This window comes from Rothia aerolata, assembly GCF_014635585.1.
In the GTDB taxonomy this organism is placed as follows: Bacteria; Actinomycetota; Actinomycetes; order Actinomycetales; family Micrococcaceae; genus Rothia; species Rothia aerolata.
On record NZ_BMDC01000001.1, the window covers coordinates 344,159 to 367,324 of the forward strand.

Annotated in this window: 20 protein-coding genes; 4 read left to right on the forward strand and 16 right to left on the reverse strand. The window is 58.6% G+C overall.

The genetic code is table 11. The features are described from left to right. Positions 1 to 220: 220 nt before the first annotated feature. From IEV00_RS01460 to hrcA, 8 genes are all read right to left on the reverse strand, one after another. On the reverse strand, positions 221 to 1,726 hold the full coding sequence (locus IEV00_RS01460; protein ID WP_229723009.1) for an LCP family protein: 1,506 nt from the start codon (positions 1,724 to 1,726) through the stop codon (positions 221 to 223). Positions 1,727 to 1,812: 86 nt separating this feature from the next. Further along, positions 1,813 to 2,898 (reverse strand): GTPase Era, encoded by a 1,086-nt coding sequence (locus tag IEV00_RS01465; RefSeq protein WP_188358564.1) that lies wholly within the window; start codon positions 2,896 to 2,898, stop codon positions 1,813 to 1,815. Between the two features lie 107 nt (positions 2,899 to 3,005). Next, entirely contained in the window at positions 3,006 to 4,280 is a 1,275-nt protein-coding gene (locus IEV00_RS01470) for a hemolysin family protein (RefSeq protein WP_188358565.1), read from the reverse strand. Between the two features lie 9 nt (positions 4,281 to 4,289). Further along, positions 4,290 to 4,796 (reverse strand): rRNA maturation RNase YbeY, encoded by a 507-nt coding sequence (gene ybeY, locus IEV00_RS01475; protein ID WP_188358566.1) that lies wholly within the window; start codon positions 4,794 to 4,796, stop codon positions 4,290 to 4,292. 3 nt (positions 4,797 to 4,799) lie between these two features. Then, a complete protein-coding gene (locus tag IEV00_RS01480) occupies positions 4,800 to 5,888 on the reverse strand; it encodes a PhoH family protein (RefSeq protein ID WP_188358567.1) in 1,089 nt (362 codons plus the stop codon). Between the two features lie 152 nt (positions 5,889 to 6,040). After that, the gene (locus IEV00_RS01485; RefSeq protein WP_188358568.1) at positions 6,041 to 6,805 is read right to left on the reverse strand and encodes a 16S rRNA (uracil(1498)-N(3))-methyltransferase; all 765 of its coding nucleotides are present in this window, start codon (positions 6,803 to 6,805) and stop codon (positions 6,041 to 6,043) included. A gap of 18 nt (positions 6,806 to 6,823) precedes the next feature. Continuing rightward, the gene (gene dnaJ, locus IEV00_RS01490) at positions 6,824 to 7,948 is read right to left on the reverse strand and encodes a molecular chaperone DnaJ (protein WP_188358569.1); all 1,125 of its coding nucleotides are present in this window, start codon (positions 7,946 to 7,948) and stop codon (positions 6,824 to 6,826) included. A gap of 61 nt (positions 7,949 to 8,009) precedes the next feature. Further along, on the reverse strand, positions 8,010 to 9,008 hold the full coding sequence (gene hrcA, locus IEV00_RS01495; protein ID WP_188358570.1) for a heat-inducible transcriptional repressor HrcA: 999 nt from the start codon (positions 9,006 to 9,008) through the stop codon (positions 8,010 to 8,012). 153 nt (positions 9,009 to 9,161) lie between these two features. Here hrcA and IEV00_RS01500 point away from each other — a divergent pair, with 153 nt between their 5' ends. Together IEV00_RS01500 and IEV00_RS01505 are read left to right on the forward strand one after the other, a co-directional pair. After that, entirely contained in the window at positions 9,162 to 10,028 is an 867-nt protein-coding gene (locus tag IEV00_RS01500) for a DUF3097 family protein (RefSeq protein ID WP_188358571.1), read from the forward strand. A gap of 140 nt (positions 10,029 to 10,168) precedes the next feature. Beyond that, positions 10,169 to 10,582, forward strand: a complete 414-nt coding sequence (locus IEV00_RS01505) for a DUF4870 domain-containing protein (RefSeq protein WP_229723010.1) — start codon at positions 10,169 to 10,171, stop codon at positions 10,580 to 10,582. A gap of 50 nt (positions 10,583 to 10,632) precedes the next feature. On the opposite strand, the gene hemW is transcribed toward IEV00_RS01505, so the two are convergent. Both hemW and lepA read right to left on the reverse strand, forming a co-directional pair. Beyond that, positions 10,633 to 11,886 (reverse strand): radical SAM family heme chaperone HemW, encoded by a 1,254-nt coding sequence (gene hemW / locus IEV00_RS01510; RefSeq protein ID WP_188358572.1) that lies wholly within the window; start codon positions 11,884 to 11,886, stop codon positions 10,633 to 10,635. Further along, positions 11,883 to 13,739: a translation elongation factor 4 gene (gene lepA / locus IEV00_RS01515; protein ID WP_188358573.1), complete on the reverse strand. Its 1,857-nt coding sequence runs from the start codon at positions 13,737 to 13,739 to the stop codon at positions 11,883 to 11,885. The genes hemW and lepA overlap by 4 nt, the downstream gene beginning before the upstream one ends. A 174-nt stretch (positions 13,740 to 13,913) precedes the next feature. Here lepA and IEV00_RS01520 point away from each other — a divergent pair, with 174 nt between their 5' ends. Together IEV00_RS01520 and rpsT are read left to right on the forward strand one after the other, a co-directional pair. Beyond that, positions 13,914 to 14,477, forward strand: a complete 564-nt coding sequence (locus IEV00_RS01520; protein ID WP_188358574.1) for a type II toxin-antitoxin system PemK/MazF family toxin — start codon at positions 13,914 to 13,916, stop codon at positions 14,475 to 14,477. A gap of 181 nt (positions 14,478 to 14,658) precedes the next feature. Beyond that, positions 14,659 to 14,922, forward strand: coding sequence for a 30S ribosomal protein S20 (gene rpsT / locus IEV00_RS01525; RefSeq protein WP_188358575.1), 264 nt, complete (start codon positions 14,659 to 14,661; stop codon positions 14,920 to 14,922). A gap of 85 nt (positions 14,923 to 15,007) precedes the next feature. Here the strand turns inward: rpsT and holA are convergent, their stop codons facing one another. From holA to leuS, 6 genes are all read right to left on the reverse strand, one after another. After that, positions 15,008 to 16,018: a DNA polymerase III subunit delta gene (holA, locus tag IEV00_RS01530; RefSeq protein ID WP_188358576.1), complete on the reverse strand. Its 1,011-nt coding sequence runs from the start codon at positions 16,016 to 16,018 to the stop codon at positions 15,008 to 15,010. A gap of 56 nt (positions 16,019 to 16,074) precedes the next feature. Further along, the gene (locus IEV00_RS01535) at positions 16,075 to 16,983 is read right to left on the reverse strand and encodes a ComEC/Rec2 family competence protein (RefSeq protein ID WP_188358577.1); all 909 of its coding nucleotides are present in this window, start codon (positions 16,981 to 16,983) and stop codon (positions 16,075 to 16,077) included. Further along, positions 16,980 to 18,539, reverse strand: coding sequence for a ComEC/Rec2 family competence protein (locus IEV00_RS01540; protein WP_188358578.1), 1,560 nt, complete (start codon positions 18,537 to 18,539; stop codon positions 16,980 to 16,982). Before IEV00_RS01540 ends, IEV00_RS01535 begins: the two co-directional genes overlap by 4 nt. Further along, positions 18,536 to 19,393: a helix-hairpin-helix domain-containing protein gene (locus tag IEV00_RS01545; RefSeq protein ID WP_188358579.1), complete on the reverse strand. Its 858-nt coding sequence runs from the start codon at positions 19,391 to 19,393 to the stop codon at positions 18,536 to 18,538. Before IEV00_RS01545 ends, IEV00_RS01540 begins: the two co-directional genes overlap by 4 nt. 134 nt (positions 19,394 to 19,527) lie before the next feature. Continuing rightward, on the reverse strand, positions 19,528 to 20,421 hold the full coding sequence (locus IEV00_RS01550; RefSeq protein ID WP_188358580.1) for a DegV family protein: 894 nt from the start codon (positions 20,419 to 20,421) through the stop codon (positions 19,528 to 19,530). Positions 20,422 to 20,505: 84 nt separating this feature from the next. After that, the gene (gene leuS, locus IEV00_RS01555) at positions 20,506 to 23,043 is read right to left on the reverse strand and encodes a leucine--tRNA ligase (protein ID WP_188358581.1); all 2,538 of its coding nucleotides are present in this window, start codon (positions 23,041 to 23,043) and stop codon (positions 20,506 to 20,508) included. Positions 23,044 to 23,166 lie beyond the last annotated feature (123 nt).

Sequence of the window (23,166 nt, forward strand, 5' to 3'; positions counted from 1 at the left end):
AGATGAAATGACGAGACCGGCAACGCCAAACACCGCAGCGAAGTACCGTTCTCTTCTAGAGCTGATCTTCACTGCGGCACATAAGCAGAAGTGCGCTTGCGGTTATCTCAATCACATAATGAAATTACCACGAATAGATGAGCGGGCGAAAAAAATCAGTCATCATTTCACATAATAAAATACCGGGCAATCCGCGGTGGGATTGCCCGGCTGAGACGCTTTAGTATTCGAAGGACTGCTGGCAGGTGACCTGGTCTGCGGTTTGCCCGTTGGCGTTACCGGCAATTGCGTTGGTCTGTTGCTCAAGGCTGTTGCCCTCGGTGAAGTCCTGACCGATGACGGCGGTGACGCCTGAGTAGGCGGTGGAGAGCTGAACGTCGGAGATGCCCAGAGCATCGGCTACTGCCTGAGCCTCAGCTTCGTAGCCTGCCGGGTAGTAGACGGCAGAGGCGCTGTACTCTACCGCTGAATCTTCGGTGTTTACCTGGCTAAAGCCAGCATCTTTGACTGTTCCCGCGAGATCCTCTGCCCTGTTTTCAGCACCCGAGGCGTTGAGCAGGCTTACCGGAACGCTGAAATTGGTTTCTACCGCGGTGGGTGAGGCAGATTCGCCGGGGGCAGCTGTATCTGAGGACGACGCCGCTGCGCTGGGTGCGGGGTCTTCGGCTTGGGGTTCGGCCAGGCTCTGATCATTCTGTAGCTTTGCAAAGACCTCATCTGCTGAGTCGGCCAGCTGCAGCTTGTTCTGATCCAGCTCGTAGGGTTCGTTGGGCACGGTCGCAAAAACCACCTTGTTCAGCTCAACATCCGAGAAAAGCGAGCCGATATTGGCCAGGGTGGCGGGGTTGGTGAGCCCCTGGTCAACGGTCACATTCTGGGTGACTGCCTCGGCGATGTTCATCAGCCCCGAAGGGTTGGTCAGGGTTCCCTCGGCCTTGACCTTCCGCAGAAGCGAGGCCAAGAAACTCTGCTGGGCAGCGATACGGCTGGTGTCGCTTCCATCGCCAAAACCGTGGCGGGAGCGCAGGAAGGAAAGGGCCTGTTCGCCCTCAACCGTTGAGTTACCCGCAGGGAGTTTCAGGCCGCTGTAGGAGTCATCAATCGGCTCGGTTACGCAAACTTCCACACCTCCAACCACGCTGGAGAGGGACTTGACGGCGTTAAAGTCAGCCAGCATAAAGTGGTCGATGTTCACGCCGGTGATGGAGCTGATGGTTGCCACGGTGCAACCGGGGCCACCGTGAGAAAGAGATTCATTGATTTGGGTATTCTGGCTGGCGGGGTAAACGTCGCCGGTTTCAGGGTCGGTGCACTCGGGCATATCGACCATGAGGTCGCGGGGGAAAGACAGCACCGAAACATCCTGCTTATCTTCGCTCACCTGCACCAGCATCATGACGTCTGAGCGCGCGTTGGAATTGCGGTCTGATTCATCGCCGTAGGCAGAATTGTTGCCGCTACGGGTATCGGAGCCAATCACCAAAATATCGAGCGGGCCGTCTTTGAGGTCTCCGTTGGCATAGTTACCCAGGTTCAACGAGGCGGTCTGCACGTTAGAGCGCAGGCGCAGAACACTGACGCCGGCAACAGCTACTACAAAGAGCAGCAGGCCGGCGCAGGTAAGGGCAAGCCACTTGAATCGCTGTGATTTCTGGGGCTCCTGCCGCATGTGGCGGCCATAACCCACCAGATTTCTGCGCGAAGGAGTCTTTTCAGAAACGGCCACGTACGGCTCCAATCGATGATCCTCTAAAACCTAGGAAAGTCTAGGCAAAACTTCTGTGAGCGAACTGGGTGGTGGCTGGGGCGGACCTAGAAGCCCAAACGTCCCAGCGCGCGGGGGTCACGCTGCCAGTCTTTAGCCACCTTCACGTGGATATCAAGGTAGACCTTGGTGCCCAGTATCGCCTCAATATTCTTGCGGGCTTCGGCTCCAATGCTACGCAGGCGAGATCCGCCCTTACCGATAATAATGGCTTTCTGAGAGGAGCGTTCTACAAAGAGGTTAACGTGAACGTCTAAGAGCGGGTTGTTCTCGCTACGGCCTTCTCGCAACTGCATTTCTTCAACGGTGACCGCCACCGAATGGGGTAGCTCGTCGCGCACACCTTCCAGGGCAGCTTCGCGCACCAGCTCTGCCACCAGGGTTGCCTCGGGTTCGTCGGTTAGTTCCCCGTCGGGGTAAAGCGGCGGCGAATCGGGGAGGTAGGTAGAGAAGAGGTTTGCCAGCTCCTCCACCTGGAAATCCTTGGTTGAGGACACCGGGATAATATCGGCCCAACCACCCTGGCCATCATTGGCCGGCTGGCGGGTCTCTTGTCCCTGAGACTTCTGCCGCTGGGCCGCCGGGCCCGAATCTTTGCGGAAGGGCAAGTCTGCTGTCTTGGACTTCTCTTTTCGTGCCAGCCGGGCACGACGGGCCGCACGCTCTGCACTCATGACTTCTTCGCCCAGGGCGCTGACCGCAAGTAACTGCTGGGCCAGCTGTTCAGAGGAGACAGTATCGGCCTTGGTCACAATAGCCACCACCGGCTTGTTTCCCGAAGCAGCAATTTGCGAAGCAATATAGCGGTCACCGGGGCCAATAGCCTCATTGGCGGGAATACAGAAGCCCACGACGTCCACCTCAGCCAGGGCCTCAGCCACCATATCGTTGAGCCTCTCGCCCAACAGGGTGCGGGGCCGGTGCAGACCTGGGGTATCTACCAGAATCAGCTGAAACTTATCGCGGTGGACGATACCTCGGATGGTATGGCGGGTGGTCTGGGGTCGGTTAGATGTGATAGCAACCTTCTGCCCGACCAAAGCATTGGTGAGGGTTGACTTTCCAGCGTTCGGGCGGCCTACCAGCACGGCAAAGCCAGCCGAAAAGTCCTCGGGAAAAGGTGCGAAATCCAAGCGATCTCCTTCTGAAGTACCAAATAAAACTAGCTTAACTCTACCCCGAACACTTCAGGGGGCCCACCTTTGTCGGTGTGCCCCCTGACAAGTTTTTGCCGGTGCTGCTAGCGATCGATTTCAGCCTTAGCCAGCTGATCTTCAGCCCACACCAGCAGGGTACCAATCTGGTTCCTGCGGCCGCGGGTACCAATCGCCCGAATGCTAATACCGTCAACGGTAACCTGGCTTCCGATAATGGGAACCCTACCCAGGTGCTTGGAGAGCAGGCCGCCGACCGTATCCACGTCGTCGTCCTCAATCATCACGCCGAACAGCTCTCCGAGCTCTTCGATTCCCAGGCGGGAGGAAATCTTGAAGGTTCCGTCGCCGTCCATCTTAATCTCGGGCTTTTCGTTATCGAACTCGTCAGAGATATCCCCCACCAGCTCTTCAATCAGGTCTTCGAGCGTGACCAGGCCGGCAGTTCCGCCGTACTCATCGACCACCACGGCCACGTGGGTTGCCTCGCGCTGCATTTCTTTCAGCAGGTCCATCACCCGCTTGGACTCGGGCTCAAAACGAGCCGACCGCTGTAGGTCGCTAACAGACTGGGCAGGAGCTCCCCGGGTCTGGGCGACGAAGGCCTCCATCACGTCCTTGAGGTAGAGGAAGCCCCGCACGTCGTCAAAATCATCACCCAAAACAGGCACTCGGGAATAACCCGAGCGCATAAAGAGGTTCAGCGCGTTGTCCAGGGTTTCATCGTGGTCGATGGTCACCATGTCGGTTCGGGGCACCATGACGGCGCGGATGCGGGTTTCGTCCAGCTCAAAGATGGAGTGCACCATCTGAGCTTCGTCGTCTTCAATCTCCTCCGAGGTGCTAGCGCGGTCAACGAACTCGCGAAGTTCCTCTTCGGTGAGAGAGTTGTCTTTACCGTGCTCAGACTCGTTCTCCTTCGCCCTCTCCTGGGCAAAGGTGCTCAGGGGCTTGGAGAGCAGGCTGAGAAAATAAACCAGCCCGTGCGCGTTCTTAACAACCTTCTCGGGGTAGGCTCGGCCGCGGTTGCGGGGAAGCGCACCGAACATGAGGAAGCCCACCACAACCATCACCAGGGTGGTCACCGTTGCGCTCACCCAGAGCACCCCAATCAGAAGATCCAGGAAAGAGAAGAGCAGGATGGTGGAGAGGGTCTCAAAAATAACCTTCCACAGGCGGATTGAGAACATGACCGAGTCATGATTATCCAAAATCCTGGTCAGTTTACGGCGCTTGCCGTCGGCTGTGAGCTTGTCTGCCTCAGCCTGGGGAAGGTAAGTGAAGGCGGCTTCTGCCGAGGTGAGGCCAAAGCCCAAGACCGCAGCAATGAAAGCGCCAAAAATCAGAATAAAAGGAGTCATATTTTAGGGTTAGTAACGGGTCTCGACAGGGGCGGGGCGGCCCAAGAAATCTTCCAGAATGGAACGCTGGATACCGAACATCTCAGCTTCTTCTTCAGCGGTGGCGTGATCATAGCCCAGGCAGTGAAGAATACCGTGAACGGTCAGCAGGCACATCTCATCGAGGGTGGAGTGGCCGGCCTCCCTCCCCTGGCGGGCAGCGACGGTGGGGCAGAGAATAATATCGCCCAGCACGCCTTCAGCAGGTTGCTCCTCGGTGCCGGGGGTCAGCTCGTCCATGGGAAAAGACATGACGTCGGTGGGGCCGGGAAGATCCATCCACTGAAGGTGGATACGCTCCATCTCCTGCTCGCCCACCAGGGCCACAGACAACTCGGTGTTCTGTGAGACTTTCATGCGGTCAAAGGCAAAAGCAACCAGCCGGGTGAGAGTCTCCTCGTCGAAAGCGGCAAAAGACTCGCGCAGAAACTGATCAGCGCCGTCGGGCAGCTCTTCGATGTCAAATTCAACAGCCACGGTTTACTCCCCCGCCTCAATTCCATTCTTCTCTAGCAGACGTTCTGCCGCGGCTTCAATGGTCTGCCGCTTGACCTTGCGCTTCCGCTTGCGTTCCATGGCGGTCTTATCTTCGTCCCAGCGGTCATAGGCCGAAACGATGTTGGAAACCAGCGAGTGGCGCACCACGTCGGTTGATTCGAGGAGAGAGAAGCTAATGTCTTCAACTCCCTCAAGAATCTGCCGAACCTGTTTGAGCCCCGAGGCCTGGCCGTTGGGTAGGTCAACCTGGGTAATATCGCCGGTAATCACCATCTTGGAGCCGAAACCGAGACGGGTCAGAAACATCTTCATCTGCTCGGCGGTGGTGTTCTGCGCCTCGTCCAGGACGATAAAGGAGTCGTTGAGGGTACGACCGCGCATATAGGCAAGGGGTGCTACCTCAATGGTGCCCGCCTCCATGAGACGCGGGATCGACTCGGGATCCATCATGTCGTGCAGGGCATCGTAGAGGGGCCGCAGGTAGGGGTCAATTTTATCGTTGAGGGAACCGGGCAGATAGCCCAGTCGCTCCCCCGCCTCAACGGCAGGGCGGGTCAGAATAATACGGCTGACCTCTTTTGCCTGGAGGGCCTGCACCGCCTTGGCCATGGCCAGGTAGGTTTTACCGGTACCGGCCGGCCCAATTCCAAAAACAACCGTGTGGTCGTCAATGGCATCCACGTACTTCTTCTGGTTGGTGGTCTTGGGGCGGATGTTCTTGCCGCGGGAGCTGAGAATATTCTGGCTGATGGCGGACGCCGGGTGGGCCAGTTCTGCCGTCAGCATTGAGATAACGCGCGATACGGTATCGGCTGAAATGCTCATGCCCTGCTGAGCCAAACGTGAAAGCTCGCTCAGCAGACGGATGATGGTGGCAACAGCCTCTGAGGGGCCGGTGACCACCACATCTAAATCCTTGGGGCGCAGGGTGACGGTGGGAAAGTTCGATTCAATCAGGGTGATGCTTGAATCTGAGGGCCCCATGACAGCAACCATGGTGGCGCGTGATGAAAATGTGAAAGTTCTGGCAACGGAGAGCGGGCGGCTCACGCCCGATACTGTTGTTGTCATAGTCGGCTTGCGCCTAATCAGAGCTCCTTAGTGCGAGCGTGTCTCGTCATGTTTAGAATAACCGGTCTCAGCCCAGCTTTCTTGAATTCTTTCAAGGTTTTGGCCAACCGGCAATGATTCAGCTCAAGCCGAGAGCAGAATTATGATGCCCTCTACCAGCGGCCAAGAATGGTATTGATAGCCGCAATAGCGGCAGAACCGGCTGTTGATGAGCGCAGAATTTCGCTGCCTAAGAGAACCGGCTGGGCCCCCGCCGCTGAGAAAAGTTCAATTTCTCGGTCGCTGATACCGCCCTCGGGGCCAACCACCAGATAGATTTCCGCAGGGGCTTCCGAAGAAAGAGCGCGCAGTCGATCGGTCAGCTGCTGGTTTTCCCGCTCGTGCAGAACGAAAACCGCTGAGCCCTCAGCCCTGGTCTCCCTGATAAAATCTGCCAGCTGGTTGGTGCTGTAGAGGTCAAAAACCGTGGGAATCAGAGCCCGCCGGGACTGCTTAGCGGCAGCCACCACGGTTTTTTCCCACTTTGCGTGAGCCTTTTCAGCTCGCGCCCCCTTCCACTGCACAATGGAGCGGTCAGCTGCCCAGGGAACCACCCCGCACACCCCCAATTCGGTAGCGGTTTCGATTCCCATCAGATCTCTATCGTGCTTGGCCAGGGCCTGTACCAGATAAATCTGCGGGGTGGGGCGCTCGAAAACTCGCTCTGAGACCAGAAGCCGCAGACCGTCGTCCTCAAGAGATTCCACGGTGCAGACCAGCCGGGTTCCCTGCCCGTCAGCAAGGTCAACGGCCTCACCGATTTCCAACCGCTTGACGTTCTTGGCGTGGTGGCCCTCAGCGCCCGTGAGCTCAACGGATGAGCCCGGTTCAGCTGCCTCCACGGTCTCGGCATCCAGGTAGAAAATCGGTGAGGTCATACTTTTTCCTTGAAGAATTTACTTTTCAAACCGCTCTTTGAAGCGGGAGAAGAAGCCGTGTTTTTCGGTCACGGTCTCCCCCGCCTGCAAGTCTTCATGGCGTAGCTCGGCGAACTGGCGCAGGAGCTCGCGCTGCTCCTCGGTGAGGTCGGTGGGAGTATTGACCTGCAGGTGCACCCGCAGATCGCCGCGGCCGCCGCCGCGCAGGCGGGTTGCGCCTAGGTCCTTGAGAGTGACGACGTCGCCCGACTGGGTTCCCGCCTTCACCTCGATCTCCTGGGGGCCGTCAAAGGTCTCCAGAGTAATGGTGGTGCCCAGGGCTGCCGCCGCCATCGAGATACTGACGGTGGCGTGCAGATCATCGCCGTCCCGAGAGAAGGTGGGATCGGGGTTGACCCTCAGCTCCACGTAAAGGTCGCCGTTGGGACCACCGGCAATACCTGCCTCGCCCTGGCCGGCCAAGCGGATGCGCGCGCCGTTGTTGACGCCGGCGGGAATCTTGATGGTCAGCGGCTTGCGCTCCCGCACGCGACCCTCGCCGTAGCATTCGGGGCAGGGGTGCTTAATAACGGTACCGAAGCCGTGGCAAGCAGAGCACTCTACCTGCTGCATCACGGTGCCCAGAATGGACTGCACCTGGCGGGCCATGTAGCCCTGGCCGTGGCAGACCTCGCAGGTCTCGGGGTGGGTTCCCTGGGCGGTACCCTCACCCTGGCAGACATCACAGGTCACAGCCGTATCAACGGTAATCGGCTTGTTGGTGCCAAAAACGGCGTCCTTGAGGTCAATGCGCACGGTAATCAGGGCATCCTGGCCCTGGCGGGTGCGGCTAGCCGGGCCCGAGGGCGACTGGTTGAAGAAAGTCTCAAAGATGTCGCTAAATCCGCCGAAGCCACCGAAACCGCCACCGCCAAAGCCTCCGGCAGCCTGGCCGTTTTCGTTACCGGTCTGGTCATAGATACGGCGCTTTTCGGGATCGGAAAGAACATCGTGGGCGTGGGAGACGCGCTTGAACTCTTCGGCAGCTTCAGCCGAGGGGTTGATATCGGGGTGCAGCTTGCGGGCCTTCTTGCGGTAGGCCTTCTTAATGTCCTCTGCGCTCGCGTCTCGGGGAACACCGAGTGTTTCGTAATGATCGCTCACTCAAAACTTCTTTCTGTCTGTGTATAAATTCTGGAATCTGTTGAAATTTTAGTGGGTGGGTCTAGCTGCCCAAAATCTTTGAGAGGTAGCGTGCGACACCCCGAACCGCCGAGGTGGTGGTCAGATAGTCCATGCGGGTGGGGCCTATCACGCCCAGGCGGGTGGGGTGCTCAGACCCGTAGGTGCTGGTGACGATTGAGGTCTCGGCCAGCTCCGTTGGCTCGTTCTCAGTGCCGATGCGCACCGCAAAGCCGCGGGCGTCTTCTGCCATCTCGTTCAGCAGGTGCAGCATGGTGACCTGCTCCTCCAGCGCATCAAGAATTGGGGCAATGCTGGAGGAGAAATCAGAGGTTGCCTGCGCCAGATAGGCCGTGCCCGAAATTAAAAGTTTGGAGGACTGCTCGGCTTCGGCAAAGTGGCCCAGAGCCTTGAGCACTTCTGAGGCAAGGTCAGCCGGCTCAAAACCTTCAAGGCTAGCCATACCCTGCAGGGAACTTAAGGGCTGGTGAGAGAGCTTCTTGAGCAGGGCGGTTTTGAGGGAGGTCAGCTGCTCATCGGTGTAGGCAGGTACCGTGGCGATTTTTTGCAGTACCCTGCCCGAGTCGCTAATCACGATCACCGTAATCTGGGTTTCTGCCAGAGGCACCAGTTCGATATGGCGGATGGTGTTAACCGGGGTAACCGGGTACTGAAGCACGGCCGCCTGGTGGGTGAGCTGAGAGAGCAGGCGCACGGTTTGCGCGTAGACCTCTTCCATCGAATCTGAGCTTCCCAGCAGACGGTGGATAGCCCGCTTTTCCGCCGCCGTCAGGGGCCGGGGGCTGGTGATTTCGTCTACAAAGTAGCGGTAGCCCTTCTCGGTGGGAATTCGGCCGGCCGAAGCATGAGGGGCGGTAATAAGACCTTCTTCTTCCAGTACCGCCATATCATTTCGCACCGTGGCGCTAGATACCTTGAGGTTGTGCCGTTCAATCAGAGCCTTAGAGCCAACGGGTTCGCGGGAGCTGACGTAATCCTCCACGATGGCTTGAAGAACCAGCTGTCGCCTGGCTTCGGTCACGGTGCTCCCTTCCCTTGTCTGACTGGCTTATTTCTAGCACTTAGGTATGCTGAGTGCTAAAACTACTGTAATACTCTGAACCGAAGAGACCTAGACCGTACGCTCTGGGCTAAGGTTTTGACCGGTCAATAATTCCCGGCTGGAGGCTCTACCGTGTCTGATTCCTATTCGTCCTGGGGCGCCCAGGATCTATCTGCCCTGACCTCCCGTTCCAAGCCCAAGGCCCTGCGAGAGGTTCCCGTGCAGCCCGGCCTGTTACTTGAGGACGTTCAAAGCGGTTGGGTGGGAGTCGTGGTTTCCCTTGAAACTATCGGCGGTATGCGGGTGATCCGCCTGGAAGATTCCAGGGGTAAGGTCAAGACTTTTCCCCTGGGCTTCGGATTTTTGCTGGAGGGCGAGCCGGTGAAGGTGGTTGCCCCGGTGCGCAAGCCCGCCCCGGCCAAGAAACTGATTTCGCGCTCGGGTTCTAGGGTGGTGCAGGACGCCGCAGCCCGGGTTGCGCTGCCGTCTCGGCTGTGGGTGGAGGGCACCCACGATGCGGAGCTGGTGGAGAAAGTCTGGGGGCACGACTTGCGGGTTGAGGGAATTGTAGTTGAGCCCCTGCACGGTGTGGATGACCTAGCTTCAGCAGTGACTTCTTTCGCCCCCACCCGTAAACGCAGGCTGGGAATTCTAGTAGATCACTTGAAAGCCGGCACCAAGGAATCTCGGATTGTGGCTGAGGCCCTGGCGGTTCCCGGAGCTGCCGGGAATGTTCAGATTGTGGGCCACCCCTACGTTGACGTGTGGCAGGCAGTGAAGCCTCGGACCCTGGGCATAGATGCCTGGCCCGAAATCCCCCGGGGCCAGGAGTGGAAGAAAGGTATTTTGAAAGCCTTTGGTTGGCCCCACCGCGACCAGGCAGATGTAGCTGCGGGCTGGCAACGCATACTCTCGGCTGTGAATTCCTATGCCGACCTTGAGCCGAGCATTCTCGGACCGGTTGAGCAGCTCATCGATTTTTTGACCGAACCCGAATAGCATGATGATTCACATCACCCTTTAAAGCGGGCTGAGTTCAATCACAGGTGCTTCCTCAAGCACCGGTGACCCCCTAGAATAGACCACGTAGCTCTCACGCTCGCTGAGAGTTTTTAGGGATTATATAGAAGAGTGAGATTTTGAAGACCGCCATCGCCCCCGACTCTAAGTTTGAAGGTTCTGCCCCCACCGCTAAAAAACTGACCGTACACGAAGATCGCAATATTGCCACCCTGGCCCATTTTGGAGGCTTTCTGGGTTGCATTCCTTCGGGGATTATCTTCTACCTTTACCGCGGCCGGGGCCCCTTCACCGAGCAGGAATCCCGTGAAGCCTTCAATTTCACACTGTTGCCCACCCTGGTTATTGTGGTCTCCATGTTCCTTGCCTCCCTGCCCGCGGTGGGCTGGCTGTTCGGCCTGATTGCCGCCCTGCTGTGGGCTTATATCGCCTTTATGTCGCTGGTTGCAGGCATCAAGACCAATAAGGGAAACCCCTACCAGTACAGGCTCAACACCGCTCTCTTCGATAAGCTTTCCGCCCGTAAAAAGTAGGGTGAAATAAGCAGGGGCTGGCTCGTGAGAACGAGCCAGCCCCTTTTTGTTTAGTCAGTGTCGGGCAGGAGTTCACGGGTGACGGCGTCCCCCAACAGTCTGCCCCGAAGGGTAAGCCTAACCCTCCTGTGTTCTGCCAGGCTCTCGGCGTCAATAAGCCCCTGATTGACCAGCCAGGTGAGCTTGGCATCGAGCTCCCGGGCTCCGTGGACTTTTTCCAGGTAGTCGCGTTCAAGCCCTTCGAGAATGCGCAACTCCAGCATAATTTTCTCAAAGTCCTGGGTTTGGGCAGGCAGAACCTCTCGGGCAGCTGCCGGAGAAAGATTTTCCCGAACCCTGCCCGCGTAGGCAACCGGGTGTTTGACGTTCCACCAGCGGGTACCCGCCATGTGGGAGTGGGCGCCGGGGCCAATCCCCCACCAGTCCTGGTTGTGCCAATAGGCGAGGTTGTGCTTGCTTCTGGTCTCTGGCGAGCTGGAGAAGTTTGAGACCTCATACCAGCTATAGCCGGCCTCGGAGAGTATCTCGTCTGCTGCCAGGTACATGTCTGCCATCAGATCATCATCGGGCATGGAGTAGTCGCCCCGGCGAATCTGTGCCCAGAGCTTGGTGCCCTCTTCAACAATGAGCGAGTAGGCAGAGATATGATCTGGCCGATAGGAGACGGCGGCAGAAAGGGACTGCCGCCACTGGTCCAGGGTCTCCCCCGGGGTACCGTAAATCAAATCCACAGAGACCTGTAGCCCTGCCTCTTTGGCCCAGTCCACCACCTTGGGAACGTTAGAGGGGGTATGGGTGCGGTCAAGCACCGCCAAGACCTCGGGCACCGCAGACTGCATGCCGAAGGAGACCCTGGTGAAACCGCCCTGCGCCAAAATCTTCAAATCCTCTGCGGTGACAGAATCGGGGTTGGCTTCGGTGGTGACCTCTGCCCCTTCCTCAAGGCCGAAGAGAGAGATAGCGTGCTGGAGAATCTTCACCAGCTCCTTAGCCGGCAGCTTGGTGGGGGTACCCCCGCCAAAGAAGACCGAGTACATGGGGCGCACCGCCACTCCCGACTCCTGCATGACCCGATGGGCGAAGTCCAGCTCCGCCACGGCGTCGTCGGCATACTGGGCCAGCCCCACCCCGTTGCCGAAGTCGTCCACGGCATAGGTGTTGAAGTCGCAGTAGCCGCAGCGCACCGAGCAGAAGGGCACGTGAACGTAGAGGCTGAAATCCCTCTCGGGGGTCAGGCGGGCAGAAGCGGCGGGAATCCTGCCGTTAGCGGGGGCAGGATTCCCCAGAGGTTGAGCCGGGGTCACTTCTTCTTAGAGTCCTTTGATTCCTCGCCCGAAGAGAGCGCTGCAATAAAGGCTTCCTGGGGAACCTCCACACGGCCCACCATCTTCATGCGCTTCTTGCCTTCCTTCTGCTTCTCCAGCAGCTTGCGCTTACGCGAGATGTCGCCGCCGTAGCACTTAGAAAGCACGTCCTTGCGGATAGCACGGATGTTCTCGCGGGCAATAATGCGGGAACCAATCGCCGCCTGAATCGGCACCTCAAACTGCTGCCTGGGAATTAGCTCGCGTAGCTTGCCGGTCATCATCACGCCGTAGGAGTAGGCCTTATCGCGGTGGGTGATGGCAGAGAAAGCATCAACCTTCTCTCCCTGGAGCAGAATATCTACCTTGACCAGATCAGCCTCTTCCTCGCCGTCCAGCTTCCAGTCCAGCGAAGCGTAGCCCTTGGTGCGGGACTTGAGCTGGTCGAAGAAGTCAAAGACAATCTCGGCCAGGGGCAGGCGGTAGCGCAGCTCCACACGATCCTGGGAGAGGTAGTCCATGCCGCCCATCTGGCCGCGGCGGGACTGGCAGAGCTCCATAATGGCACCGATAAACTCGCTGGGAGCAATCACGGTGCAGGCCACCATGGGTTCGCGAATCTGGGCAATCTTGCCCTCGGGGAACTCGCTGGGATTGGTCACCCGCCGCGCGTTACCGGACTCGTCGACGACGTCATAGATAACGTTGGGGGCGGTAGAAATCAGATCCAGGTTGAACTCGCGTTCCAGGCGCTCACGCACAATTTCAAGGTGGAGCAGGCCTAAGAAACCGCAGCGGAAACCGAAACCCAGGGCAACCGAGGTTTCGGGTTCATAGACGAGCGCTGCATCGTTGAGTTTGAGCTTATCCAGGGCATCGCGTAGCACCGGATAGTCAGAACCGTCAATGGGAAAGAGGCCCGAGAACACCATGGGCTTGGGGTCCTCGTAGCCGCCCAGCGATTCCTCTGCTCCCCTGGTGGAGCTGGTGACGGTATCGCCCACACGGGACTGGCGCACGTCTTTCACGCCGGTAATCAGATACCCTACCTCGCCCACGCCCAGGCCCTCGGTGGGAATGGGCTCGGGTGAAATGACGCCGATTTCTAGCAGGTCGTGCTCGGCACCGGTAGACATCATCTTAATCTTCTGGCGGGGTTCCAGCCTGCCGTCAACCACGCGCACGTAGGTCACCACACCGCGGTAGGAATCGTAGACCGAATCGAAAATCATGGCGCGGGCGGGGGCATCTGCCCGACCCTCGGGGGCGGGAATCTGCTCCACAATGCGGTCGAGAAGCTCCTCAACGCCCTCACCGGTTTTACCGGAGACCCGCAACACCTCGTGAGGCTCACACCCAATCAGGTTCGCCAGCTCCTCGGCGTACTTATCGGGCATAGCCGCGGGAAGGTCAATCTTGTTCAGCACCGGAATAATGGTCAAATCATTTTCCATGGCCAGGTACAGGTTCGCCAGGGTCTGGGCCTCAATGCCCTGGGCAGCATCCACCAGCAGAAGCGCACCCTCACAGGCCGCCAAAGAGCGGGAAACCTCATAGGTAAAGTCCACGTGGCCGGGGGTATCGATCATGTTCAGTGCATAGGCCTGCCCATCGACTTCCCAGGGCATACGCACGGCCTGGGACTTAATGGTGATACCGCGCTCGCGCTCAATATCCATGCGGTCAAGGTACTGGGCCTTCATCTCGCGGGGAGTAACCACGCCGGTGGCCTGAAGCATACGGTCAGCAAGGGTTGACTTACCGTGGTCAATATGGGCAATAATGCAGAAATTGCGCAGAATTTCCGGATTCGTTGCCGCAGGAACGGGTGCGTTAGCAGCCTTGGGTGACACCTATGGTTTTCCTCTCTGCCACGAAAAAATTCGCCAGAACAAACAATTCAGTTATCTAGTTTCCCATGTTTGTTTACCCTTTGTCAGTTTTTAGCCGGCTTGGCCACCGTTTCTTCGTCACCTTCTTCCGCCCTGCCTCTCCCCTCTGAGTGCAAAAATCACTAGATTAGAGGTATGCAGTTCAATCTAAGAACCCTTCGTCAAGCCGTCTCCCTCGGTCAGCGCGCCTACCGTGAAATTAAGAAAATCCAGGGGCAATCCACCCGACCCCAGCCCCGACCCAGCGGTGCCAACCGACACTCAGCCGGGCGGGCGGCGTCCTCCCCTCAGACCGGTCGCGGCCAGAACCTCTACCCCGGCGACTACACGGGAAAGGTAGACTTCGCCTACGCTCCCGACGTGGACGGCGCCCCCGACCCCGGCGAAATCGTTTGGGCCTGGGTGCCCTTCGAGGAGGACTACACCCAGGGCAAGGATCGCCCGCTGCTCTTGGTGGGTCGCGACCGAGAATACCTGCTGGGCCTGATGCTTACCAGCAAAGACAAGAACAACAGCGCCCATCACAACCGCAACTACCTCGATATTGGAAGCGGCGCCTGGGACTCTTCTCACCGGGATTCAGAGGTGAAACTCGACCGGGTGATTCGTCTGCTCCCCTCGGCTATGCGCCGGGAAGGGGCGGTGATGGATCACGCCACCTTCACCCGGGTTGAAGAAGCCTTCAAGCGCCTGAGATAAGCCCGCTCTGTAAGCTAAATCTCTGCTGATTTATCGAGAGTTTTCTGGTAGAGTCATCACTTGTGTGTCCGATGGTCATCGGGCACTGCTGACTGGTTGCCATAGGCATCCCCACGCCGCTCAGTCGATGACCGGTCAGCATAGCCCTCACCGACCAATAAGACAAAAGAAAGTTTTAATCGTGGCTAATATCAAGTCTCAGAAGAAGCGCATCCTCACCAACGAAAAGGCTCGCCTGCGTAACAACGCTTACAAGTCAGAGCTGAAGACCGCTATCCGCAAGGTAGTGAAGGCTGTTGAGGCGCAGAACAAGGAAGAAGCAACCGAAGCTCTTCGTTTTGCAAGCCGCAAGCTGGACAAGGCTGTTTCCAAGGGTGTTCTTCACAAGAAGAACGCTGCAAACAAGAAGTCCGGTCTTGCTGCACGCGTGAACAAGCTTTCCTAATTTTCTCTAGGTTCTCTCACCTAGTTGTCTTTTAGCGAAGTGACCGTTGGCCCCTCGGGAATCCCGAGGGGCCAACGTGTTTAAACTATCGGCTTCTGCCCGCTGTGGCGATGGTCAGCACCGCCTTTTCCACGGAAAAAAGCGGGTCAATTGACTCACCCTTGAGCTGGGCATCAGCGTCAGCCAGCACCCTGAGAATCTTCGCCAGGTCTGCGTCAGAGAAGCGGCGTCCATCGCGCTGGGCCTGTTCAACCTGCCAAGGAGCCAGCTTGAATTCGCTAGCCAGGGCCGCTGCCGGCTGCCGGGAACCGTGCACCCGGGCGATAGTGCGAATCCGCGCTGCCAGTGCGCCCACCAGAGGAATGGGCTCCACACCCGTATCCAAAGCGTGGCGCAGCATCGCCATAGCCTGGCCGGCGTTGCCCTTCACCGCTTCATCGCTCACCCGAAAGGCCGTGACCTCGGTTCTGCCCCCAAAGTACTTATCCACGATTTCTTCGGTGATCAGCTCGGGGCCGTCTTGAGCCAGCTGCGCGCAGGCAGAGGCGAGCTCTGAGGTTTCTGACCCCGCCGCCGCTACCAGGAGTTCGGCAGCTCTTTTATCTATTTTTTTACCGCGTTCTCTGAACTCATAGAGCACAAAATCAAGTTTGTCTTGGTCGCGCTTGAGCTCTTTGCACTCGATAAAATTTAGGCCCCTGCTGGCGCGGAAGTGGTCAATGAGCTTCTTGCCCCTGTTTCCGCCCGAGTGGTGGATGACGATCAGACTAGAGTCGTCTGGCTCCTTCAGGTAGGCAAGCATATCGGTGAGGAAATCCTCGCTCATGGAGGCCGCCAGGCTAAATTCAATCACCTTGGCCGACCCAAACAGAGAGGGGCTGGTCAGCACGGCAAGCTGACCCTTTTTGTAGTCCTTGGCGGAAAGCTGCTCAAGTTCAACCTCCCCCCGCTCCGCCCGAAACAGGTTCTTGAGTTGCTGCCGGGCACGGGAGGCAAAATACTCGTTGGGGCCGTAGAGCAGGGTTGCCGGTGCGAGGGAGAGTGAGCGCCAGCTCTGTAGGCCGGACGACGCTGTCGGTTGGGTTTTGCGCGGCATAAAGTCCCCTTGGTGTGGGTGGGTTTGTTCTAACTCCCTATCTTCTCACGGAATCGCTATTCCTTTCTCTGGGGACTGGCTACCAGCTGCTGGTCTTCGAGATAGAAAGCGAGGTGACCGCTCTCTGCGGTGGAGAGTAGCTCAATATGTTTTCTACGCAGGCTATCAACGATTTCTTGGTGGGGGTGCCCGTAGCTGTTGTTCTTTCCCGCAGAAACCACGGCGATTTGAGCAGTAGATTCACTGATATAGTCGGTTCCCGAATTTCTTGAGCCGTGATGGGCCAGCACCAGCAGATCTGTTTCTTCGTCAATGGAGCTGGCGGCAAGGGCACGGTTGAGGGTTTCCTCTTCAGAATCAGCAGGCAGAAGAGCCTCAAAGTGGCCCTGGTCATCAGGGGCCCCTAGCGAAACGCTCAGAACCAGGGAGCTGGCATTCGGGTTGCTGTCTGTCTCGTTTGCCTGCGGTGCCAGCACATCGATACTCGTGTTTTTCGCTGTCAGGTGCTGGCCCGCCACGAGGTTCTGGGTGGAAGCGAAGGAAAGCGCTCCCGAAGCCAGCGATTCCTTGGAACAGTTGGCACCCATGGCCTGCGGGCAGAAAATTTCAAGCGAGTTTTGAGAGGAGACTCTTTGGGCCACCGCACCCAAACCGCCGGTGTGGTCTGCGTGGGAGTGAGAAAGGAATACGGCATCGACCGCCTCCACCCCCGCCCAATCCAGGCAGGCCAGCAGAGCACCGTCCTTCTCCCCCGTATCCACCACCAGGGCCGAAGCCTCGCCCGTGCGTACCAGGGCCGCACTGCCCTGGCTCACATCACAAACCACCAGCTGCCAGCGGGAATCGGCCCGATGGTCCGGTGCGGTACGAAGCAGAAGATAGCAGGCGAGCAAGACCAGCAGAATCGCCAGAATGACGCTCCACGGGAACTTTCTTTGCTCACGCTGATAAAAATGACTGGTCATAGGGAAAGAGACTTCCGTTCGAAGACTGAAGTGCTGGGCTTGCCGAAGAGAAGAAAATCAGCCACCACGGTTACGCCGCTGACCAGAACTGCCAGTAACAGGGCAAGAAGGCTCGCCTGAAGCGGATGCTCCACCTCAAGGGAGGCGCCCGGAGCCCTTGCAAAGAACTCGGCAATGTGAAGAAGCAGCTGAGCCAGCTTCTGCCCAAGATCTGCCAGCAGATCGCTTAGAGTACCGAGACCGGTCAGATAGGCCAGGGCCAGCAACAGGCCGCAGAGAGTCAGCGCGGGGACTAACGGAGTAGCTAGCATATTGGCAAAGACCGAGTAGAAACCGATTTTTTCTTGCAGGGGTATAAGTACCGGGGTACACCAGATAGTTGCCGAGCTGGGTATAGCCAGCAGCTCTGCGAGAGGCTGGGGCAGGAAAACCGCAATCAGTCTAGCCAGCGCCGGTGCCAGCAAGATGAGGCTTGCGGTGGCTAGCGACGAGAGAAGAAAACCCAGGTTGAGGGCAAGCTCGGGCAAGGCCAGCAGCAGGGCGGTGACGGTGGTGGAGAGAACCGCTGTGATATTTTTGCCGTGCCCCAGCACGAGGGCCCACGCTCCCAGACTACCCATGGTCCAGGAACGAATCACCGAGCCTTCCCAGCCCACAAAAACCGCATAGAGCAGGGTTGAAAGTAGAGCTACCCCGATAATGAACCTCCTAGGAATCCTGAAATACTGTAGGGCTCTGTAGGCCAGCACAAAAATCAGCGAGATGTTAGAGCCGCTGACCGCGGTGAGGTGGGTCAGCCCAGAAACCTTGAAGTTCTCCCGTGCGGTATCGCCCAGGAGAGAGTCGTCGCCGTAGGCTAGGCCCAGGGTGAGCGCGGCGGGGTCGCTGCCGATTCGCTGCTGTAAATAGGCGGATAAATCATTTTTGAAGCTGAGAATTTTAGGTTCAGCCTGCTCCTGCGACCTAGTCCAGGGCCTCGCCAGAGTAATTCGGCTGGCCTCGGTGCGAACCTCACCGAGCACCTCTATCTCCCCGCCCGCAACCACTTGCGACTGCTCGTTGAAGAAAGTGATGGATCGGTTGAGAGGGGCCCGGGTCTGGCGATACTGCACTTCATCGGCACGAACCGTCACCAGCTGGGTGGTGGCATCAATTTTCCGGGCCTGGGTCACTGTGCCCCTGATGCGCACCTGCTGGCCCTCAAGAGCCCAGAGCGCCCTGCTGGATTCGGCTATATTGCGGGCTTCGACATTGCTAGTTTGGAGTAGGACGACGGCGCAGCAGACCGCCACCACGGTGGCTAGTCCCTTTCGCCCTAGAGCCAATCCCAGGAACGCTAACGCGACCGTGAAAATCAGGGCTAGGGCCAGCTCAAAGACGTGCTGGCCGAGCTGCCAGTGTCGGGCAAAGCCCAGAGCAGTCCAGCACCACAAAACCACCGCGATACCCGCAAGTCTCATATCGGTATGAAAGCCCAGCTCTAATCGATGGTCACGACGGCGGCGGTCTTCCCTCCACCGTTTGCCCAGCCCCGCCCAGACAAGCTGGGCAGTCATGATACCGTCACCAGGGGCGTCAGAGCCTCAAGCATGGCGGGGCCGATACCGGGTACAGCGTCTAGCTCTTCAACTGTTTGAAAGCCCCCGTTGGCTTCTCTCCAGTCAATGATTTTCTCCGCGGTGGCTGGGCCAACCCGCGGCAGGGTTTCCAGTTCCTCGGCGCTGGCGGTATTGAGGTTAACAAGAGCGCCCGCCTCACCGGCAACCAGGTCCGTACCGGCAGGGCTAGCCTCGGGTGCGTCAAGCGGTGGAGACTGAAGCGTCTCCCCCACCTCCGGTATATAAATTTGCTGGCCGTCCTGAACGTGGGCCGCCAGGTTGACCCTGTTGAGGTCTGCCTTCTCAGCGGGACCACCGGCAGCGTCGATCGCCTGGGACAGGCGGGCATCGCCGTCCACCTCATAGAGACCGGGGTGGGTAACCGCTCCCGCTACGTGCACCCAGGCACTGGCCGCAACGGCTTCAGCGGAAGTTTCGCTGACCGATACCGGGGCTTCGTCCTGCCCACTTGACGCCGGTGTTCCCTGCTGGCTGGGTAGCTCAGCCACGATTCGGGAGTCTTGCCCGCTCTTGGAGACAAAACTAAAAACCGTCAGAGCCAGAATCAGGGCTCCCACCACCGCCAGCAGGGAGGCCGGTAGCTTCCAGCGCACCACCCTGCGAGAGGAAAGAACCTCCTGCTCATCTTCGGCCGCCGGCGGTAGGTCGGCAAGTTGCCCACCGGTGCGTTCGCCCCGGCTAGCGGCGGCGTCCTCATCTGCACCTATCTCCCGCCTGCGCCGGGCTAGCCTCCGGCGCTCTAACTCAAGGCTGGGCGGATCCCAAACATCAGTGACATCATCTCTTCTCATGCCACCACGATAAGGCTCCGAAGAAGCGAAGAAAGGCCCGCCCCAGAATCTGTGGATAACTCCCGGGATTTTTTCGCAATCCACAGGTTTTCGGTGCACGAGTTAATCACATGTGCCCAGCTACAGAAGAAAGCCTAGTAAATGATGATGGCCAGAGCCCCCACCCCCGTGTGGGCAGAAAGTACGGGTGGCAGGGGTGAAATCAGGGGGCTCTGCTCCCCCGCCAACTGCAAATCGGCGGCAAAGGTCTGAGCCTGAGAGTCGTTACCGCAGAACTGCACAGCGCTGAGACGGCCGCTGGGTTGCGGGGTGCGGCGGTGTTCCATTTCCGCCGGTGAATGATGACGCCGCTGCACTTCGGTTTCGGTGAGCTCGGCCAGAATCTGCTGGGCTGCTTCTAGGCTGCGGGGGCGTTCGAGGTAGACCAGTTTGCCATTTTCCACGGTTCCCACCGGTCGAATCTGAAGCAGTTGGCCCACCCGAGCTAGGGCGGGATGCACCCTGCCGCCCCGGCGAATGGCATCGAGGGTTGGAATCATAAAAAAGAGGGTGCTGTTCTCGCACATCTCAAGAGCAATTGCAGCTAACTCGGTAGCCGAAATACCCTGCCGGGCCAGTTCAACGGCCCCGCAGACCACCTGGCCGTAGGCAAAGGAGACCGTGCCCGAATCAATCACAAACACGGGAATCGGGGCCTCCTCCGCGGCTATGCGCGCCGAATTATAGGTGGCGGATAGCTCAGAGGAGAGATGGATAGAGACCACCGCTGAATAGCCCTGGGCAGCTAGTTTCCGGTAGACAGCGGAGAACGCACCGGGCGCCGGTGAAGAGGTCTGCACCTGCTGGCCCAGCGCATGGGCCAGCACGATTTCGTCAAAGACCGAGGTTCCCTGATTCTGGTCAAAGGTTCGCTCCCCGATGGTCACCGGCATGGGCACCACCTCTAGACCGCCGTCAGCTTGCAGGGTCTGAAGAAGCTCATCGGGAATGGCTGCGCCCGAATCGGTCACAATGGCTACGGAGCTCATAGACTTCCTTTGCTGGTACAGACGTTTGGCGGTACAGAAAACGCGGAGCCGGTTGGTTCCAGCCCCGCGTTCTCGGCTATCTTACTAGATCACGATGTTCACGAGCTTGGGTGCTCGCACGATTACCTTGCGAATTTCCTGGCCCTCCAGTAGCTTCTGGATGACCTCTGACTCCATAGCGGCCTTCTCAAGGTCTGCCTCGGAAATATCCTTGGAGACTTCCAGGCGGTCTTTGACCTTGCCCTTGATCTGAACGATAGCAGTCACGGTGTCATCGACCAGCTGGGCAGGGTCAACCTCGGGCCACCCCGCTGCCAGCACCGGGGTGGTAAAGCCCAGCTTGTGCCACATGTCTTCTGCGGTGTAGGGGGCGTAGAGGGAGAGCAGAATCGCTACGGCTTCGGTAGCTTCGCGTACTGCGGGGTCTGCCGCACCGGCACCTGAATCGATTGCCTTGCGGGTGGCGTTGACCAGCTCCATGGTCTTAGCCACCATCACGTTGAACTTACCGTTCTCAACGTTCTCGGTGGCCTCGTGGATGGTGCGGTGCACCAGCTGGTGCAGCTTGGCATCGCCGCTGGCACCTTCAACACCGGGCTGGCTGGCAACGTCATTGGCCAGGCGCCAGGCGCGCGCCAGGAACTTCTGGGCGCCGCCGGGCGAGACGTCAGCCCAGTCGACGTCGTCCTCGGGCGGGGAGGCAAAGACCATGGTGGTGCGCACGGCGTCCACACCAAACCGGTCAAGCTGTTCGCCCAGGTCAACGCCATTGCCCAGCGACTTAGACATTGCCTTGCCCTGGTTGAGCACCTGGCCCTGGTTCATCAGTGCCTTGAAAGGCTCGCCGTGCTCGATCAGGCCGAGGTCGCGCACCACCTTGGTGAAGAAACGGGCGTAGAGCAGGTGCAAAATGGCGTGCTCGACGCCGCCGACGTACATATCGACCGCACCCCACTGGCGCATGGCCTCGGGGTCGAAGGGGCCCTGGTCAAAACGGGGAGAGACAAAGCGCAGGAAGTACCAGGAGGAGTCCACGAAGGTGTCCATGGTATCGGAATCCCGCTTGGCGGGCTTGCCGCACTGGGGGCAGTCTACGGTGTTCCAGTCGGAAGCGGCTGCCAGGGGCGACTGGCCCTTGGGCGCCAAATCCTCACCCTTAAGGTTGTCGGGCAGCTGCACGGGCAGCTGGTCTTCGGGAACCAGAACCTCACCGCAGTCTTCACAGTGGATGACGGGAATGGGGGTTCCCCAGAAACGCTGGCGGGAAAGCAGCCAGTCACGCAGGCGGTAGATGGTCTTGCCCTCACCGGTGCCTGCCTTCTCTACAATCTCAATCGCCCGGGCAATACCCTCGGCCTTGGAAAGGCCGGTCAGCTCACCGGAGTTGATGAGTTTTCCGTCACCGGCAGTGGCAATGCCGGTTTCAGCCGGGTCTTCCTCGCCGGTGTCGACCACGGTGACCACCGGAATATCGAACTTCTTGGCAAAGTCGAGGTCGCGCTGGTCGTGGGCAGGAACAGCCATGATAGCGCCGGTACCGTAATCAGAGAGCACGTAGTCAGAAGCCCAAATCGGCAGCTTGGCGCCGGTGAGAGGGTTAATAGCGTAGCGGCCGGTGAAGACGCCGGTCTTCTCGCGTTCGGTCGACTGGCGCTCAATATCGGAGAGCGCCTTAATCTGCTCGCGGTAGGTTTCCAGGGCCTGCTGCTGCTCTTCGGCAACAATCTCTAGAGCCAGGTCAGAGTCAGCCGCCACCACGAAGAAGGTTGCGCCGTAGAGGGTGTCAGGGCGGGTGGTAAAGACGGTGATGTCGGTGGCTTCCTTGCCGCCGCCGGCCTCCACGTCAAAGCGAACCTCAGCGCCTTCAGAACGGCCAATCCAGTTCTTCTGCATGGCCAGCACCCGCTCGGGCCAGTGGCCTTCGAGCTGCTTCATGTCGTCCAGAAGTTCCTGGGCGTAGTCGGTAATCTTGAAGTACCACTGGTTGAGGTCTTTTTTGGTCACGGTGGTGCCGCAGCGTTCACAGGCACCGTTGACCACCTGTTCGTTGGCGAGAACGGTCTGATCCTTGGGGCACCAGTTCACCTTAGAGTACTTGCGGTAGGCAAGGCCCTTCTTGTAGAACTGCTGGAAGAGCCACTGGGTCCACTTGTAATACTCGGGGTCGGAGGTGTGCAGGCGGCGTGACCAGTCCACCATAATCCCGTAGCGCTTGAAGGAGCCCGCCTGGGTCTCAATGTTCTTGTAGGTCCACTCCTTGGGGTGGGTGTTGTTCTTGATTGCCGCATTTTCAGCCGGCAGACCAAAGGAGTCCCAGCCAATGGGGTGCAGCACGTCGTAGCCCTGCTGCTTCCAGAAACGGGCGGTCACATCACCAATCGCAAAAGCCTCAGCGTGGCCCATGTGTAGGTCACCCGAAGGGTAGGGGAACATATCTAGCACATAGCGGCGTTCCTTACCCTCGTCAAGGGTGGGTTCAAAGATCTTGGTGTCTTCCCAATAGCTCTGCCACTTGGCTTCGATTTCTTTAAAGTCGTAGGTCGACTCGGTGGATGCGGTAGGTTCTACCTCAGCTGACACAGCGGTATTTCCTTCAGGTCTGTTGGTGTTATGTGCACGCATCGGGGCGCACGGAAGCTCCGTGGTGTCCACGATTTTCTTTCCAGTCTATCGCGAATTTGAGCCAGCTGTTATTCGTGACCGGGTTACCCAGAACATACTGCTAGGGTTTTATCTAGCTATGGT